General features: G+C 70.7%; 12 protein-coding genes and 2 pseudogenes. 9 read left to right on the forward strand and 5 right to left on the reverse strand.

Going from position 1 to position 13,599, the window contains the following annotated elements; translation table 11 throughout:
- Positions 1-3: 3 nt before the first annotated feature.
- Together OG485_RS36925 and OG485_RS36930 are read right to left on the reverse strand one after the other, a co-directional pair.
- Positions 4-882, reverse strand: a complete 879-nt coding sequence (locus OG485_RS36925; RefSeq protein WP_328672878.1) for an MOSC domain-containing protein — start codon at positions 880-882, stop codon at positions 4-6.
- Positions 883-1,086: 204 nt separating this feature from the next.
- Positions 1,087-1,401: pseudogene (locus tag OG485_RS36930) on the reverse strand (YhjD/YihY/BrkB family envelope integrity protein); the annotation flags it as partial.
- 401 nt (positions 1,402-1,802) lie between these two features.
- Here OG485_RS36930 and OG485_RS36935 point away from each other — a divergent pair.
- The 4 genes from OG485_RS36935 to OG485_RS36950 all read left to right on the forward strand — a co-directional run bounded on the left by OG485_RS36935 (position 1,803) and on the right by OG485_RS36950 (position 4,894).
- Positions 1,803-2,165, forward strand: a complete 363-nt coding sequence (locus tag OG485_RS36935) for a hypothetical protein (protein WP_328672879.1) — start codon at positions 1,803-1,805, stop codon at positions 2,163-2,165.
- 70 nt (positions 2,166-2,235) lie between these two features.
- Positions 2,236-2,586 carry an ANTAR domain-containing protein gene (locus tag OG485_RS36940; RefSeq protein ID WP_328672881.1) on the forward strand — a complete coding sequence of 117 codons (351 nt, stop codon included), beginning with the start codon at positions 2,236-2,238 and terminating at the stop codon, positions 2,584-2,586.
- A gap of 1,289 nt (positions 2,587-3,875) precedes the next feature.
- Complete coding sequence (locus OG485_RS36945) at positions 3,876-4,238, forward strand: hypothetical protein (RefSeq protein WP_328672883.1); 363 nt, start codon at positions 3,876-3,878, stop codon at positions 4,236-4,238.
- A complete protein-coding gene (locus tag OG485_RS36950; RefSeq protein ID WP_328672885.1) occupies positions 4,235-4,894 on the forward strand; it encodes a nucleotidyl transferase AbiEii/AbiGii toxin family protein in 660 nt (219 codons plus the stop codon). The genes OG485_RS36945 and OG485_RS36950 overlap by 4 nt, the downstream gene beginning before the upstream one ends.
- Before the next feature lie 388 nt (positions 4,895-5,282).
- Here OG485_RS36950 and OG485_RS36955 read toward each other — a convergent pair whose 3' ends face one another.
- Positions 5,283-5,687, reverse strand: coding sequence for an FKBP-type peptidyl-prolyl cis-trans isomerase (locus OG485_RS36955; protein WP_328672886.1), 405 nt, complete (start codon positions 5,685-5,687; stop codon positions 5,283-5,285).
- 524 nt (positions 5,688-6,211) lie between these two features.
- On the opposite strand from OG485_RS36955, the gene panD reads away from it, so the two are divergent.
- The 4 genes from panD (at position 6,212) to OG485_RS36975 (ending at position 8,631) form a co-directional block, all read left to right on the forward strand.
- Positions 6,212-6,631 carry an aspartate 1-decarboxylase gene (gene panD, locus OG485_RS36960; RefSeq protein ID WP_328672888.1) on the forward strand — a complete coding sequence of 140 codons (420 nt, stop codon included), beginning with the start codon at positions 6,212-6,214 and terminating at the stop codon, positions 6,629-6,631.
- A gap of 54 nt (positions 6,632-6,685) precedes the next feature.
- Entirely contained in the window at positions 6,686-7,030 is a 345-nt protein-coding gene (locus OG485_RS36965) for a GNAT family N-acetyltransferase (protein ID WP_326784217.1), read from the forward strand.
- Positions 7,030-7,773: an aspartate/glutamate racemase family protein gene (locus OG485_RS36970; protein WP_328672891.1), complete on the forward strand. Its 744-nt coding sequence runs from the start codon at positions 7,030-7,032 to the stop codon at positions 7,771-7,773. The genes OG485_RS36965 and OG485_RS36970 overlap by 1 nt, the downstream gene beginning before the upstream one ends.
- Positions 7,774-8,406: 633 nt before the next feature.
- Entirely contained in the window at positions 8,407-8,631 is a 225-nt protein-coding gene (locus tag OG485_RS36975) for a hypothetical protein (RefSeq protein ID WP_328672893.1), read from the forward strand.
- Between the two features lie 129 nt (positions 8,632-8,760).
- Here OG485_RS36975 and gndA read toward each other — a convergent pair whose 3' ends face one another.
- Positions 8,761-10,200, reverse strand: coding sequence for an NADP-dependent phosphogluconate dehydrogenase (gene gndA / locus OG485_RS36980; RefSeq protein ID WP_328672896.1), 1,440 nt, complete (start codon positions 10,198-10,200; stop codon positions 8,761-8,763).
- Positions 10,201-10,699: 499 nt separating this feature from the next.
- Between gndA and OG485_RS36985 the strand changes: the two genes are divergently transcribed.
- Positions 10,700-11,914, forward strand: coding sequence for a transglycosylase family protein (locus tag OG485_RS36985; RefSeq protein ID WP_328672898.1), 1,215 nt, complete (start codon positions 10,700-10,702; stop codon positions 11,912-11,914).
- Between the two features lie 601 nt (positions 11,915-12,515).
- On the opposite strand, the pseudogene OG485_RS44115 reads toward OG485_RS36985, so the two are convergent.
- A pseudogene (locus OG485_RS44115) lies at positions 12,516-13,406 on the reverse strand (DMT family transporter); the annotation flags it as partial.
- Positions 13,407-13,599: the final 193 nt, after the last annotated feature.

The raw sequence follows: 13,599 nt of genomic DNA on the forward strand, positions 1-13,599 counted from the left end.
TTCTTACAGTTCGGCGTCGCCCCACTCCTGGACGACCACCTCGTCGCCGACCGACAGCTTCCCCGGCCGTATCACGGAGAACTTCGCGCCGAACACTACGCCCCCGCTCGCCGCTCGCCGGTAGCCCGCGAGCGTGCGCAGGGGCTCCCGCCCCCGCCGCGCTCCGACCTCCTGCTCAACCAGAGTGACCGCACAGCGCACCGCGAGTTTGGCATAGCCCAACTCGGCCCCGCCGATGGTGATGCGGCGTGCGAGGTCCTCGGCGTGCGGTACGGCTGCCCAGTCGCCGCCGTCACTGTCATGACCGTGACCGTCGCGGCTGTCGACGACGATGTTCGGGCGAAAGCGGTTCATCGACAGGGGCGGGGCGCCACGCTCGGCCATCCGCCGGTTGAGGAGAGTGAGGGAGGCGCGGGACAGCAGGTGCACGGCGCTGCTGTCGGCATAACCGGAGGGGCCGGGTGTCAGGCCGTCGGCGACCCGGTCGTGCTCCGGCGGCACGCGGACCAGACGACTGGAGGTGCCGAGGACCTCCGAGAGCCAGGCAGCGACGTCGTCACCCTGGTCAATCCCCTGGAAGGCGGCGCCGAACAGATCGATGTCGCGGCGCGGCGCGGACGTGGTCACGTCGAGGCGCACCGTGCCGTAACGGCCTGTGCTGTCGGCCGAGTCGAGCGTGAGTCGAGTGCCGTCGGCGCTGACGGCGGGCCGGATCAGGGCGAGGCGCGGGTGGCGGCGCTGGGTTCGGTAGACCCCGTCCTCGCTGATGACCATGAAGCTGCGGTCGTGCGCGAGGCCCGCCGGCGTGAGGAGCGCATCGCTCATCGAAGTGCCTGCGCATCCCTTGATGGGGTAGCAGATCAGATCCATGACGTCAGCCATGTGCCGCCTCCTTCGGTCGACGGCCACATTAGAACGTCAGTCTTGCTGAGGTGACGTCATCGGTCCCGGAGTGATCCAACCACCTCGTAGATCATTTCGTTAGGAGTTCTTAGTGCAGGCGGCGTACGTCTTCCTCGTCCCGATTCCGGTTGTCGCGCGGCTCGGTGCAGGGCTCGGTCTCCGGCGGCATGCCCCCGGCGATCGCCCGCCGGCGTACCGCCTCCGCAGCGCACTGACCACCGCCAGCACCATCAGTACGACCGTCACACCGACGCGCACCGGCAGGATCTTCCACACCGGGCGGCCCTCGGCCATGTCATAGACGACGTTCGCGGCGCGGATGAACGCCGCGGCATAGCCGGATGCCGACCACAACGCCACCACCGGACCGACGATCGCCACGATGGAGCCGGTGCCTGCGCTGCCCTGCGGCTGCTCCACGGCGCGGGTGATGATGTCGCGGGCCGGGCCGGGAGTGAGCCGTCTGAGATTGTTCAGCACCTTGTCCGTGGTCGACCTGGCTCGCCGAGTACCCCCGCTCATGGCGTTGAACGACCACGAGAGGAATCCGGAGCGTCGAACGCAGAGGCCACAAGGCCACGTCTGCGGTGCTTGCATGTGAGAGCCCGGGGGTACACGGGAGCTCGTGCGTCGGATCGGAGGCGCACGCTGCGACTTTCCTCGGTGGGCCAGGCATGACCACGCGGCGAACCTCCGGCCATTTGGTCGGGCCGATTCCGAAGTGGTACCGGTACGAGCCTGAGCAAACCGTTCAGGAGAGATTTAGCATGGTTTTCGACATGATGACCCGCCGATATCGCCGACAAAGCCCCCACCCCCGCCTCTGGCGGGGCCCTGATCGTTTCGAGGCGTCATCTCCAAACCGGCCCGGTCGGTGCTGCCGCGCTCTTCGCGCGGCTATGGACCTGGGCGAGGGACTCGAGCGGGAGGCGGTGCGCTCGTTGAACATCGAACTGACCGTAGGCGACGAGGGGTACCGCATCGGCGACACCCTGGGCACACCCGCCTCCTCCTTCGATGTCGTCGTCGACCGCGAGCAGGCCATGAAAGAGCCGCGGCAACTGCCCGACCGGGAGCGGGCCACCCTCTGCCTGCGCCTCTTCGAGGACATGGCGCAGCAGGGCCGTACAACTGGCCGATCCGGCATCTCCGACAGCAGGTGTCCCGGCTCGTCACGCGCAGGTGCGCTCGTGCACGCGAAGAGGCGCTGGAACATTGACCCGGCGGCCCAGACCGGAACGGGGGCGACTGCTGGTGAGTGAGCAGGCGGCCCCTGGCCGGGACCGACAGTGGCCTCACGGTGGTGACACCGATCGCTCGCCGGCGGCTACCGTGACTTGGGGCGCCGAGGATCCCGTCGCTGCCGACGAGGGGGCGGCGCTGCAGAAGCAAGCGAGCCGGCGGCGGCACGCGCGGGCCGTCCACGCGGTCATCGATCAGGCTACGGGTGTCGTCATGGCGCTCGGGCGCCTGCGAGCGGACCAAGCCGGGACCGTCCTGAGAGAAGTCTCCCGGCGCACCAACGTCACTCTGTGCCGCATCGCCGAACTCGTCACCGCATGGGTACACACCGGCGAACTCAACCTCGGCATCCGTATCGCCCTGGAGGAAGCCATCCGGCGACAGCACCACATCCATCGGGCGGCCGGTCCACCGACTGACGCCTTGGACGACTCGCCGTAACGACGCGATGAACGCCCCTCTGGATGCGGGCCTGTGGGAAGCGGTTTGATCCGGCCTTGGCGGACAGCAGGTTGCTCGTCTGCTGGTGGTACACGTGCCGTGCCTGCGCTGACCTGAGGAAACGGAACCGTTGTCGGCGGCGGGCGGCGACTGGGTCCGGGAATGGCCCGCGAGTAGCCGGAATCGTCGTCGCAGGGGTGAACCAGGACCCACGGCCCCGAATGCAAGCGGGACCCGTGCCACCGCCAAGCGTCACCACGAGGGCGAAATAATGATCAGAGGAATCGCCGGTTTGGCCAACCGGTGAATGGCGGCTATGTTGCGCGCCGCCGGATCGGGGATTCCGTTCAACGCGCCGATCGAGCGGTCGCCCCCGCTGTGGCGGCCATCCCAAGGATCTTCGGGGTCTGTTGCGTACGCTGATCCAGGTCGTTCGCGAGAGGTGGCCCGGATGGTGGACCGCGATCCGGATTCACCGAGCGAGAGCTGACGTTCCGTCAGGAAAGTCGGCGTCTGGTCAGCGTGAGTACTGAAAAACCTGGGGAATGCTGCCCGGAAATGCGACTGGTTGCAAGCTGAACAAACAGCCCTTGACCTGCAAAAACGTGGGCAGGGAGCCTATTTTCCGGAGAGTTCCGATGCTGCGCACCATGTTCAAGTCCAAGATCTAGAATCTGGGCGTTTGTGCAGGTCAGGGGCCTTGTGGGGTGGCTCAGGTCAGCAAATGGTCAGCATCGGGCTTGAGGGTGTTCCGGCTTGCTGACCTGGTGGCTGCCGTGGCGGGAGCCTGGACACAGGTGCCTGGCTTCCGCTTGGGACGTTCGCCGCGTTACTCGACAGCTCGTCCGCGGCACGGGTCCTGAGTGAGTGGGCTGCGTTCGGGGCCGAAGCGGCGTGCCTTGTGGATGCCGCCTGCCCCCTCCGGTCGCTACTGCGACCTCGCCCGCCCTGGTGTCCTTCTCGTCCACTGTGCTGGCGTCATGGGCCTCGGCTTCGGCACCGTCGTCATTTCCGACACCGAGACCGAAGCCGCAGCCGACTCCACTGCGTCGGCCCTCCGCGTGACCTGCTGCGTCATGGTCACCCGCGCCCTCGAGCGGGGCTGGTCCCGGGTCTGCAGGGCAGCGGCTGCCCTGCCACCCGGGAGCCTGCGCGGGTGGGCGATGACGTGCTGAGCGCGCCCACTGGGTGAGATGTTCGAGGGAAGGGCGGGCGGCGCCCGACCCGTACGTACGGCAGGGACCCCTGTATCCGCCATGCCGCCGCCTCCCAGCAGCAATACTGGATGCATGGACACGACGATCACTGCCCCCCGCGCCGAGGTGCTGCGGGACCGCTACCGCAGCCGACTGCCCGAGCGCTTGCAGGAGCTGGCCGGCCCCGTCGAGGGCAACGTGGACCTGCCGCTCCACATCGTCTGGTCCGGGCGGACGAGCTACAGCCTGGACCGTCCGAAGTCCCGCATGACGCTCTACCGGACCGTCCTCGCCGAAGGACTGAGTGAGGACCTGGTGACCTTTCTGCACCACCGGCTGCTCACCGAGCAGTGGCCCGTGCTGCAGCGCTTGATCAGTCCCTACATCCGCGAGGTCTGGGAGGACGCCTTCCCCGAGCTGCTCCGCACCGCTCCGGCCGGCACGACCGCCGCGTGAAGCTCACTCCGCTCCACGAGCGTCTCCTCACCGACATCCTCGACCTCGGCTCCCCCTACCCTCTGGTCCTCACCGGCGGATACGCCGTGCAGGCCCACGGCCTGGTCGAACGCTTCAGCCGTGACCTCGACGTCGCCACCGAGAACCCCGCTCCGATGCAGGAGATCGTCGCCTCACTCACAGCAGGCCTCGGCGCGCGCGGATGGCGGACCACGCACGTCCAGACCGATCCGCTCAGCGGCCGGTTCCTCGTCACCGATCCGGACACCGGCGAGGAGTGCGAGGTCGACGTCCTCAAGGAGGCGTTCTGGGCCCCGCCCGCCCAGACCCCCTACGGCCCCGTTCTTTCCCTCGACGACGTGATCGGCACCAAGGTCCGTGCCCTCGCCGACCGCGGCACCGTTCGCGATCTCATCGACGTCCAGGCTGCCTCCCGCCACCGCTCCACCGCCGACCTCGAATCCCTGGGCCGCCGTCGCGCCCACGACGAGTTCAGCCTCGAAGACCTCCGGGACCGGCTGATCGGCGCGGACTGGTACGAGGATGAGGACTACACCGCGTACGGGCTCACCTCCCGGCAGATCGAAGAACTCAAGGCGTGGGCGCTGGAGTGGGCGGAGGATCTGGGGGCGCGGATCCATGACGAGAACGCCTGAGAGGCGGTCATCGCGTCCATCCCCTCTACCGCGGTTGCAACGAGAGGATGCGGTGTAGCCAGCAGGTTCCAACTCGGAGCCGTCCACGGTGGGTGGCTGGATCCATTGACTACCTGAACCGTTCCGGGTTCGGTGGAGATGACTCGATTCCATGAAAGGATCGAGTCATGGCACGTCCCTCCTCCTATCCCGCTGAGCTGTGCAAACGAGCGGTCCGTATGGTCACCGAAGTCCGTGGTGACTATCCGAACGAGTCGGCTGCACTGAGTCACAGCGGAACCCTTGGGCGCTGCGGAGGCGGAAGTAGAACGGGCAGCGAGAAGCACGGCGGCGCCGACCCCCTGGGAGGACGACGCAGCACGTCGTAGGGGAGGAGCGGCCAGGGGCACTAGGCCTTGCTCCACCCGGTTGTGCTGGAATACGAGTCCAGCAGGTCCACCACGAAGACCAGGGTCGAGCCCGGCGGGATCAACGGTGAGGGCGACTGATTGCCGTATCCGAGGCGTGGGGGCACGATGATCTCGCGTCGGCCGCCGACCTTCATCCCCCTCACTCCCCGGTCCCAGCCCTTGATGACCTTGCCGCTGCCCAGGGTGAACTTGAACGGCTGGTCCCGGTCCCAGGAGGCATCGAACTCCTTCCCGGACTCGAAAGTCACTCCGACATGGTGGACCCTGACCACCATGCCCGGCTTGACCTCGGCTCCGTCCCCGACGGCCAGGTCCCGGATGGTCAGCTCGATAGGAGCGTCACCCTCTGGAACGTCGACCTCGGGCTTCGTCAGTTCACTCATTGCAGCCTCATCACTTTCCGTCGGAAGCCGTCGGACCGGCCAGGTACATGGACACTGCATGCAGCAGATGGTCACGCTACCGAGAGTGCCGGTCCGCGCCTTCTCTTCTCGACCATGGCCCTGAGCCCAGGTGATACCGACGCTTGGGATGGCCCCAGCACGCCTGCTCACCGCGGCGACACCGAGTGAGTCCACCTCTCGGTCCCGCTCCAAGCTCGCACTCGTCTACGGGCAGGGGGCGAACCGACTCCGGGCGGACCGTGTGCTGCTGATCCCAACTCGCCTGACGAGATGTCAGGTAAGTCAGCGTCCGCTCAGCATTAGTCCCGCACGGTTCTTCGTATATGGCCGAGTCGGTGGTCCCGCGGCAGCCTGGGCGGCGCAGAAATGCGCAGGCGGGGTGCCTGGTCGCAGCAGCACACGATGTTCCTGGAAGTCTTCGAGTCGAAGGCGTGTCGATGTACAGTGTGGGCCGCCCTTGACCTGCAAAAAGTGGGCAGGGAGCCGTCTTTCAGGAGTCCAACATGCTGCGCACCATGTTCAAGTCCAAGATCCACCGTGCCACGGTCACCCAGGCCGACCTGCACTACGTCGGATCCGTCACCATCGACGCCGATCTGCTCGACGCCGCCGATCTGCTGCCCGGCGAGCTCGTTCACATCGTCGACATCACGAACGGTTCCCGCCTGGAGACGTACGTCATCGAGGGGGAGCGCGGCTCCGGTGTCGTCGGGATCAACGGAGCGGCGGCCCATCTCGTGCACCCCGGTGACCTGGTGATCATCATCAGTTACGCTCAGGTCACCGACGCCGAGGCGCGGACGCTGCGGCCGAGCGTCGTGCACGTGGACCGCGACAACCGGATCGTGTCCCTCGGCGCCGACCCGTCCGAGCCGGTACCGGGCTCGGACCAGCAGCGCAGCCCGCAGGCCGTCACCGTCTGAGCGACGGCGCGGCGGTATCGCAGGACCCGAGGACCCAGGACCCGAGGAGTGCCCGTGAGCGACATCGAGATCCGCGACGACCGGCCGGCCGGCCGCCTTGAGGCGTTCGCCGACGGCCAAGTGGTCGGCCACATCGAGTACTTCGTCCTGGAGGAGCCCGCGCGGGCCCTCGTTCCGGTGCACACCATCGTGGAACCGGAGCACGAGGGCCAGGGCATCGCCGGCTCCCTCGCCCGCGAGCTGTACGGCATCGCCGCCCGTGAGGGCGTCGTCGTGGCGCCGCTCTGCCCGTACGTCGTGAAGTGGGCCGCGCGGCACCCCGAGGAGGCTCCGGCGGCCGACCCGGAACTGCTGACGGCCGCGATGGAGTGGCTCGGGGCGCATCCGGGACGCTTCTGATGGCCCAGGCCCAGACTCTGCCCCAGGCCCAGGCCCAGGCCCCCGGCCCGGCCGGAACCCCCGTGCCGGCACCGTTCCCGCCCGGGTACGGGCCGCTCGCCCTGCTGCACACCTCAGCGACGCACATCCCCGTCTTCGACGCCCTGCGTGACGCGGACCACCCGGGCCTGGAACTGCGGCACCTCGTCGACGAGGAACTGCTCGCGAGGGCCCGTCGCGAGGGGCCCGAAGCGGTGGCCGACGAGGTTCGGGCGCGGCTGGCCGACGCCGTCGCCGACGGAGCCCTGGTCGTCCTGTGCACCTGCTCGACCATCGGCGCGGTCGCCGAACGGACCGACGCCGGGGTGCCCGTGCTCCGCGTGGACCGTCCGATGGCCGCCGCCGCGGTGGCCACGGGATCCCGGGTCGTCGTCCTCGCGACCGTGGCCAGCACCCTCGAACCGACCGTCGCCCTGGTCGAGGAGGAGGCCCGCCGGGCCGGCCGTCCCGTCGAGGCCCGTACGGCCCTGGTCGAGGACGCGTGGGCGCTGTTCGAGGCGGGTGACACGGACGGCTGCGCCCGCGCGGTGGCCGCAGCCGTCGACGCGGTCGGCGACGCCGAGGCCGACGTGATCGTCCTCGCCCAGGCATCCATGACCGCGGCCGCGGGACTCGCCTCGACCACGGTGCCGGTGCTGTCGAGCCCCCGCCCCGGGCTCGCGGCCGCGGCGGACGCCGTCCGCCGGGTGCACGTAGCCGGGTAGGGAAGGGGCCGGCGGGGAGCGAGGGGCCCGGCCTGCCGGTTGCCCGCGCTCCCCGCCGGGAAGTCGCCCTCAGCCGTCGTCCAGCGGGCGGCGCGGCCTCGGTCGTCCCCTGAACGTCCGGCCCGTCGTCGACGGGCGGCCTCGCTCGTCCCCCGCTCCGTCCCGTCGGCGCGCCCCGGCTTGGGCCGTCCAGGGGCCGTTCCCCGCGCGACGGGGTGAGTGGGGGCTCGGGCGCTGGGTACGCGGGAGACAAGTCCAGAGGGCCGACGTACCGACTGGCTGGAGGACCGCCATGACGCACCCGTATCCCGACCCCGTGCCGCCGGGACCCACCCCCGGCCCGGCCCCCGAACCCCCGGGGCCGTCACCCTTCCCCGACCCTGTGCCGAACCCGGGCGGCCCCGACCCCGCGCCGAGGCCGAAACCCGGCCCCCCGCCTGTGCCGAACCCGGGCGGGCCCGATCCCGCACCCGGGCCTGAACCCGTACCGTCACCGTCCCCGATCCCGAAGCCGCCTGGCCCCGATCCGGTGCCGGAACCCCAGCCCCGGCCGGGGCCGCTGACCTGACGCCCCCAGCGGGCGGACCGGGCCCGGTCGTCGGGGTCTCAAGTGATGTCAATACACTCCCGCGCGTGAACGACATACGGTGCACGCAGTGCGGTGTTGTGGGGCTGGAGCCTGGCTTCGTCGAGGACTCCGGACAGGGCTCTCGCGGGTTCGCGCGGTGGGTCGAGGGCGCGCTTCAGCGAGGGCCGCTGGGCGGCGCCAGACTGATGGGCCGGCCGCGCTGGCAGATAGACGCGTTCCGCTGTCCCAACTGCGCACACCTGGAACTCTTCGCCGGCCAGCGCAGCTAGTGCCCCGGCAGGCACGCAGGCACGCACCTTGTGCGCGCCGAAGCCGTCACGAGCCCGTTTCCGGGAACGTGACGGCTTCGGCGCGGTGGCGTGTACGGGCCGCCTGGTGACAGCCCCGCGGGGCGACCGCTACGCCTCGACCTCCGACCGGTCGCCGCCCCACAGCGTGTGGAACGATCCCTCGCGGTCCGTCCGGCGGTAGGTGTGCGCTCCGAAGAAGTCCCGCTGCCCCTGGGTGAGAGCGGCCGGCAGGCGCTCGGCGCGCAGGGCGTCGTAGTACGCGAGGGCCGCCGAGAAGCCGGGCGTGGGCACGCCCTGGCGGGTCGCGGCGACGAGGACCTCACGCCAGTCGTCCTGGGCCGCCGCGATCTCCTGGGCGAACGTCGCGTCCGACAGCAGGCTCGGCAGGTCGGGCCGGGTGTCGTACGCGGCGCGGATACGGTCGAGGAAGGCCGCCCGGATGATGCAGCCGCCGCGCCAGATCGAGGCGACGGAACCGAGGTCGATGTTCCAGTCGTACTCGTCGCTGCCCGCGGTGATCTCGTGGAACCCCTGCGTGTACGAGACGATCTTCGACGCGTACAGGGCCTGCTCGACCCGGTCCGCGAAGGCCCCCGCCTCGGACTCGTCGAGCCGCTGAGCCGTCGGACCGGCGAGTCCCCGCGAGGCCTCGCGCAGGCCGGCGTGCCCGGAGAGCGAGCGGGCGAAGACCGCCTCGGCGATACCCGACACCGGCACGCCCAGGTCCAGCGCGATCTGTACGGTCCAGCGGCCCGTGCCCTTCTGCTCGGCCCGGTCCTGGACCACGTCCACGAACGGCTTGCCCGTCGCCGCGTCCACGTGCGACAGCACCTCGGCGGTGATCTCGATCAGATACGAGTCGAGCCTGCCGGTGTTCCACGTGCGGAAGATGTCCGCGATCTGCGCGGGGGAGTACCCGGCCACGTCGCGGAGCAGTTGGTAGGCCTCGCCGATGAGCTGCATGTCGGCGTACTCGATGCCGTTGTGGACCATCTTCACGAAGTGCCCGGCGCCGTCCGGACCCACATGCGTGACGCACGGCGCCCCGTCCGCGGCCTTCGCGGAGATCTTCTCCAGCATCGGGCCGAGCGAGGCGTACGACTCGACCGAGCCGCCCGGCATGATGCTCGGCCCGTTCAGCGCGCCCTCCTCGCCGCCGGACACGCCCGTGCCGACGAAGTGGATGCCCTGCTCGCGCAGCGCGCGCTCACGGCGCCGGGTGTCCGCGAAATGCGCGTTGCCACCGTCGATGATCATGTCGCCGGGCTCCAGGAGCGGGGCGAACTCCTGGATCACCGCGTCCGTCGGTTCGCCCGCCTTGACCATGATCACCAGGCGTCGGGGCCGCTCCAGCGCCGCCACGAACTCCTTCGCTGTCTCGGCCGCCACGAACGTGCCCTCGTGGCCGAACTCCTCCACCAGCGCGTTCGTCTTCGCCACGGTGCGGTTGTGCACGGCGACCGCGTACCCGTTGCGCGCGAAGTTGCGGGCGAGGTTGCGCCCCATGACCGCGAGACCCGTGACGCCGATCTGGGCTGAAGTGCTCATTCGGTTGGCTCCTAAGAAGTGCGGTAAGTCCGTTGGCCGCTACGGGAAACATCCCGGCACCGATGCCGCCGGTCGTGCTCGTCCGTGCCGCTCGCCAGTATTGCCCCAGGCCATCCTGACGTGTCGCGGGTGTCCACGCAGGGGAACGTCCCGGCACGGCGAGGGCGGATTTCGGACAGTCCGCGCGGCGCGGGCCGCCGTCCGCGGGCGTGTCCGGCGGCCCGGACGCGGCCCCCGTTCCCGCGCGGCCGGGTCCGGTGAACGGGCCGGACGCCTGTCGCCGGACACGGGAACCCGACGTCGGCGGGCCGGTGCGCGGTGCGCGACGCATCCCCGTGCCGCGTCGGCCCGGTCGCCCACCGTGCGCAGGGCGCCCGGTCCGACGACCGCCCGGGATCCGGTCGACCGCCTTCCCGGAGCGACCGGTTGCCGCCTTGTCCCGGCCTGTTCCCAGCGCTTACTTTTGCCGCTCCTGACGCATGTCTAGGGGGGCTCCCTCATGGCCGTACGCGGCCGGCACCGCCGGTATCAGCCGAACAGGATCAACCGCGCCTCACTCACCGTCACGGCGGGCGGCGCCGGGATCGCGCTCCCTCTGGTGGGGGCCGGAGTCGCCCAGGCGGCGGACGTCGGGACCTGGAACAAGGTCGCCGCCTGCGAGTCCAGCGGCAACTGGAGCATCAACACCGGCAACGGCTACTACGGCGGACTTCAGTTCACCCGGTCCACCTGGGAGGCGTACGGCGGCAAGGCCTACGCCGGGCGCGCGGACCAGGCCACGAAGGACCAGCAGATAGCCGTGGCCGAGAAGGTGCTGAAGGGCCAGGGGCCCGGCGCGTGGCCGGTGTGCTCGGTCCGCGCGGGGCTGACCCGAGGAAGTGCGGCTCCCGACATCAGCCCGGCGGGGACCGCGCCGCGGACGGAGAAGCAGCGGTCGGTGCGGGACGTGAAGCCGCAGACCACGCCGCAGTCGCAGGCGGGGACCGCCGAGATGTACACCGTCGTGCACGGCGACACGCTCTCGGGCATCGCCGGCTCCCGGCATGTCCAGGGCGGCTGGGAGGGGCTGTACGCCGCGAACCGCACGACCGTCGGCTCCGACCCCGACCTGATCCTGCCGGGCCAGCGGCTCACCCTGAGCGGCAGGACCCAGGCCCCCGCGCACACCCGGCCCGCTCCGGCCAAGAGCCCGTCGAAGACGCACACCGGGACGCCCGCGAAGAAGGCGCCGAGCAAGAAGGCGCCTGCGAAGAAGACCTCGGCGGACAGGACGTCGCCGCACACCACGACGCCCGTCAGGTCCGGGACGCACGGGCTCGTCGCCCCGGTGCACGCGGCGACCGGCACGGCCTACCACGCCACCGGCTCGCACTGGTCGAAGGGCTACCACACGGGCGTCGACTTCCCCGTGCCGACCGGCACCTCCGTCGCGGCGGTCGCCGCCGGCCATGTGGTCAGCTCGGGCTGGGGCGGTTCGTTCGGCTACCAGGTGGTGATCCGGCACGCCGACGGCCGCTACACCCAGTACGGCCACCTCTCGGCGATCTCCGTGAAGAGCGGGCAGAGCGTGGTGGCCGGGCAGCGCATCGGCCGCTCGGGGTCCACGGGCAACAGCACGGGCCCGCATCTGCACTTCGAGGTGCGGACCGGGCCCGGCTTCGGTTCGGACATCGACCCGTTGGCGTATCTCCGGGCCGGAGGTGTCAGGATTTGACTCGGGTGCGGTGGTGGCTGACGAACGGGATCGGCACGTACGGCACACCGAGCATGACGGTCAGGTAGGGCAACTCGTCCCGGGCCTCCAGGTGACCCGCCGCGACGACCTCCATCGTCGGCACGGCGGCCTTGACCGGAGCCGGTACGAACGCACCCGCCCCCACGGGCCGCAGAGCAGGAGGGGCCACACCGTCACCGCCTGCCCGCGCGGCCTGCGGCACGCTTCCGGCACCCGCCCGCGCGGTGTGTGCCACGCTCCCGGCCCCCGGCTGCGCAGCCGGTACGAACCCGTCCGCGCCCTCGGGGGGATCGGTGGGCTCGGGCAGGCCGGCCAGCAGTTCCGCCACGGCCGCCTCGGCGGCCGTGAGAGCGCCGAGGCCGCCGACGGCCGGGACGGCGGGCTCCGTGAGGCGCGGCCGCGATACGGCCGGCCCGGGGAGCCGTGGCCCGGACGCGGCCGTGAGGGCCACCGGAACAGGGACGGCGGTGGGAGCGTGCGGCGCGTCGGTCCGCTGCCCGGCGTCCGACTCCGGCACGGCCGTAGCCACGGGCTGCGCGACGGCTACGGGCTGCGGAACGGTTACGGGCTCCATGACGGCCGCGGGTTCCGGGGCAACCGTGGGCTCCGCGGGCTCCGCGACGGAGGGCGCGGTTCGCTCGCCGCTGCCGATCCGCTCGATGGTGAGCAGGACCAGACCGCCCGCCGCGACGACGCCGCAGCCCAGGGCGAGCACGGTGCCGACGGTGCCGTACCGGAAGGTCTCGCCGAACATCGTGATGCCGACCGCGGCAGCCACGACGGGGTTCACCACCGTCAGCGTGGCCAGCGGCGCCTCCAGGCCCGCACCGCGGTAGGAGGCCTGCGAGATCAGCATGCCGGCCGTCGCGAAGGCACCGATGGCCGCGAGGCTCGACAGGTCGGCGAGCGACACGTGCCGCGACCAGTCGACCGCGACGGTCTTGGTGAACACGGAGGACATGCTGAAGGCGATGCCCGCCGCGACCGCCAGCAGCACACTGCGTACCGCGGGGTGCCGGTGCGCCGCGCGCCCCGCCACCATCAGGGCCGCGACCGCGCCGCCCGACACCACGCCCAGTGCCACGCGCTGGGCGTTGCTCAGGGACTGCGCGTCGGACGCGCCGACCAGGGACAGCAGGCCCGCGAGACCCACGGTGGCCATGATCGCGCCGCGCCAGGCCGCGGCTCCGGCCCTGCGGCCGACGAACAGGGCCGCCATGGGAAGCGCGAAGACGATGGTCAGCGCGCCGAGCGGCTGTACGAGGCTCAGCGGGCCGAAGGCGAGGGCGACCACGTGCAGCAGCCCGCCCAGGCCGGTCAGCGCGACGGCCGCCCACCAGCCCGGCCTGCGCAACGGAGCGTAGGTCTGGCCGGGAGAGGTCACCGCGACCCGCTCCTGAATGATCGCGCCGCCCGCGTACGCGACGGCTGAGACGAACGAGAGCACCACGGACAAAGCGAGGGCACTCATGAGTCCCTCCTCTGCGAACGGCGCGGAGCTGCGGCCCGGCGCGACGAACGGTCGGCTTCCATGCAAACAACGATGCCGTGCGAATTAGTTCTCGTCGTCGTCCCTGAGCAGTCATTGGGTCCTACTGCCGATGGAGTACGAATCGCCCGGTGTCCTCCCCAGGGTGGGCGACACCCCGGCCCGATCCACTGGT

Source organism: Streptomyces sp. NBC_00328 (assembly GCF_036139655.1).
In the GTDB taxonomy this organism is placed as follows: domain Bacteria; phylum Actinomycetota; class Actinomycetes; order Streptomycetales; family Streptomycetaceae; genus Streptomyces.

Bases quoted from the DNA above. Each gene is read 5' to 3' on its own strand.
- OG485_RS36925 (WP_328672878.1), bottom strand. From the start codon at position 882: ATGGCTGACGTCATGGATCTGATCTGCTACCCCATCAAGGGATGCGCA.
- OG485_RS36935 (WP_328672879.1), top strand. From the start codon at position 1,803: ATGGACCTGGGCGAGGGACTCGAGCGGGAGGCGGTGCGCTCGTTGAAC.
- OG485_RS36945 (WP_328672883.1), top strand. From the start codon at position 3,876: ATGGACACGACGATCACTGCCCCCCGCGCCGAGGTGCTGCGGGACCGC.
- OG485_RS36955 (WP_328672886.1), bottom strand. From the start codon at position 5,687: ATGAGTGAACTGACGAAGCCCGAGGTCGACGTTCCAGAGGGTGACGCT.
- panD (WP_328672888.1), top strand. From the start codon at position 6,212: ATGCTGCGCACCATGTTCAAGTCCAAGATCCACCGTGCCACGGTCACC.
- OG485_RS36970 (WP_328672891.1), top strand. From the start codon at position 7,030: ATGGCCCAGGCCCAGACTCTGCCCCAGGCCCAGGCCCAGGCCCCCGGC.
- gndA (WP_328672896.1), bottom strand. From the start codon at position 10,200: ATGAGCACTTCAGCCCAGATCGGCGTCACGGGTCTCGCGGTCATGGGG.
- OG485_RS36985 (WP_328672898.1), top strand. From the start codon at position 10,700: ATGGCCGTACGCGGCCGGCACCGCCGGTATCAGCCGAACAGGATCAAC.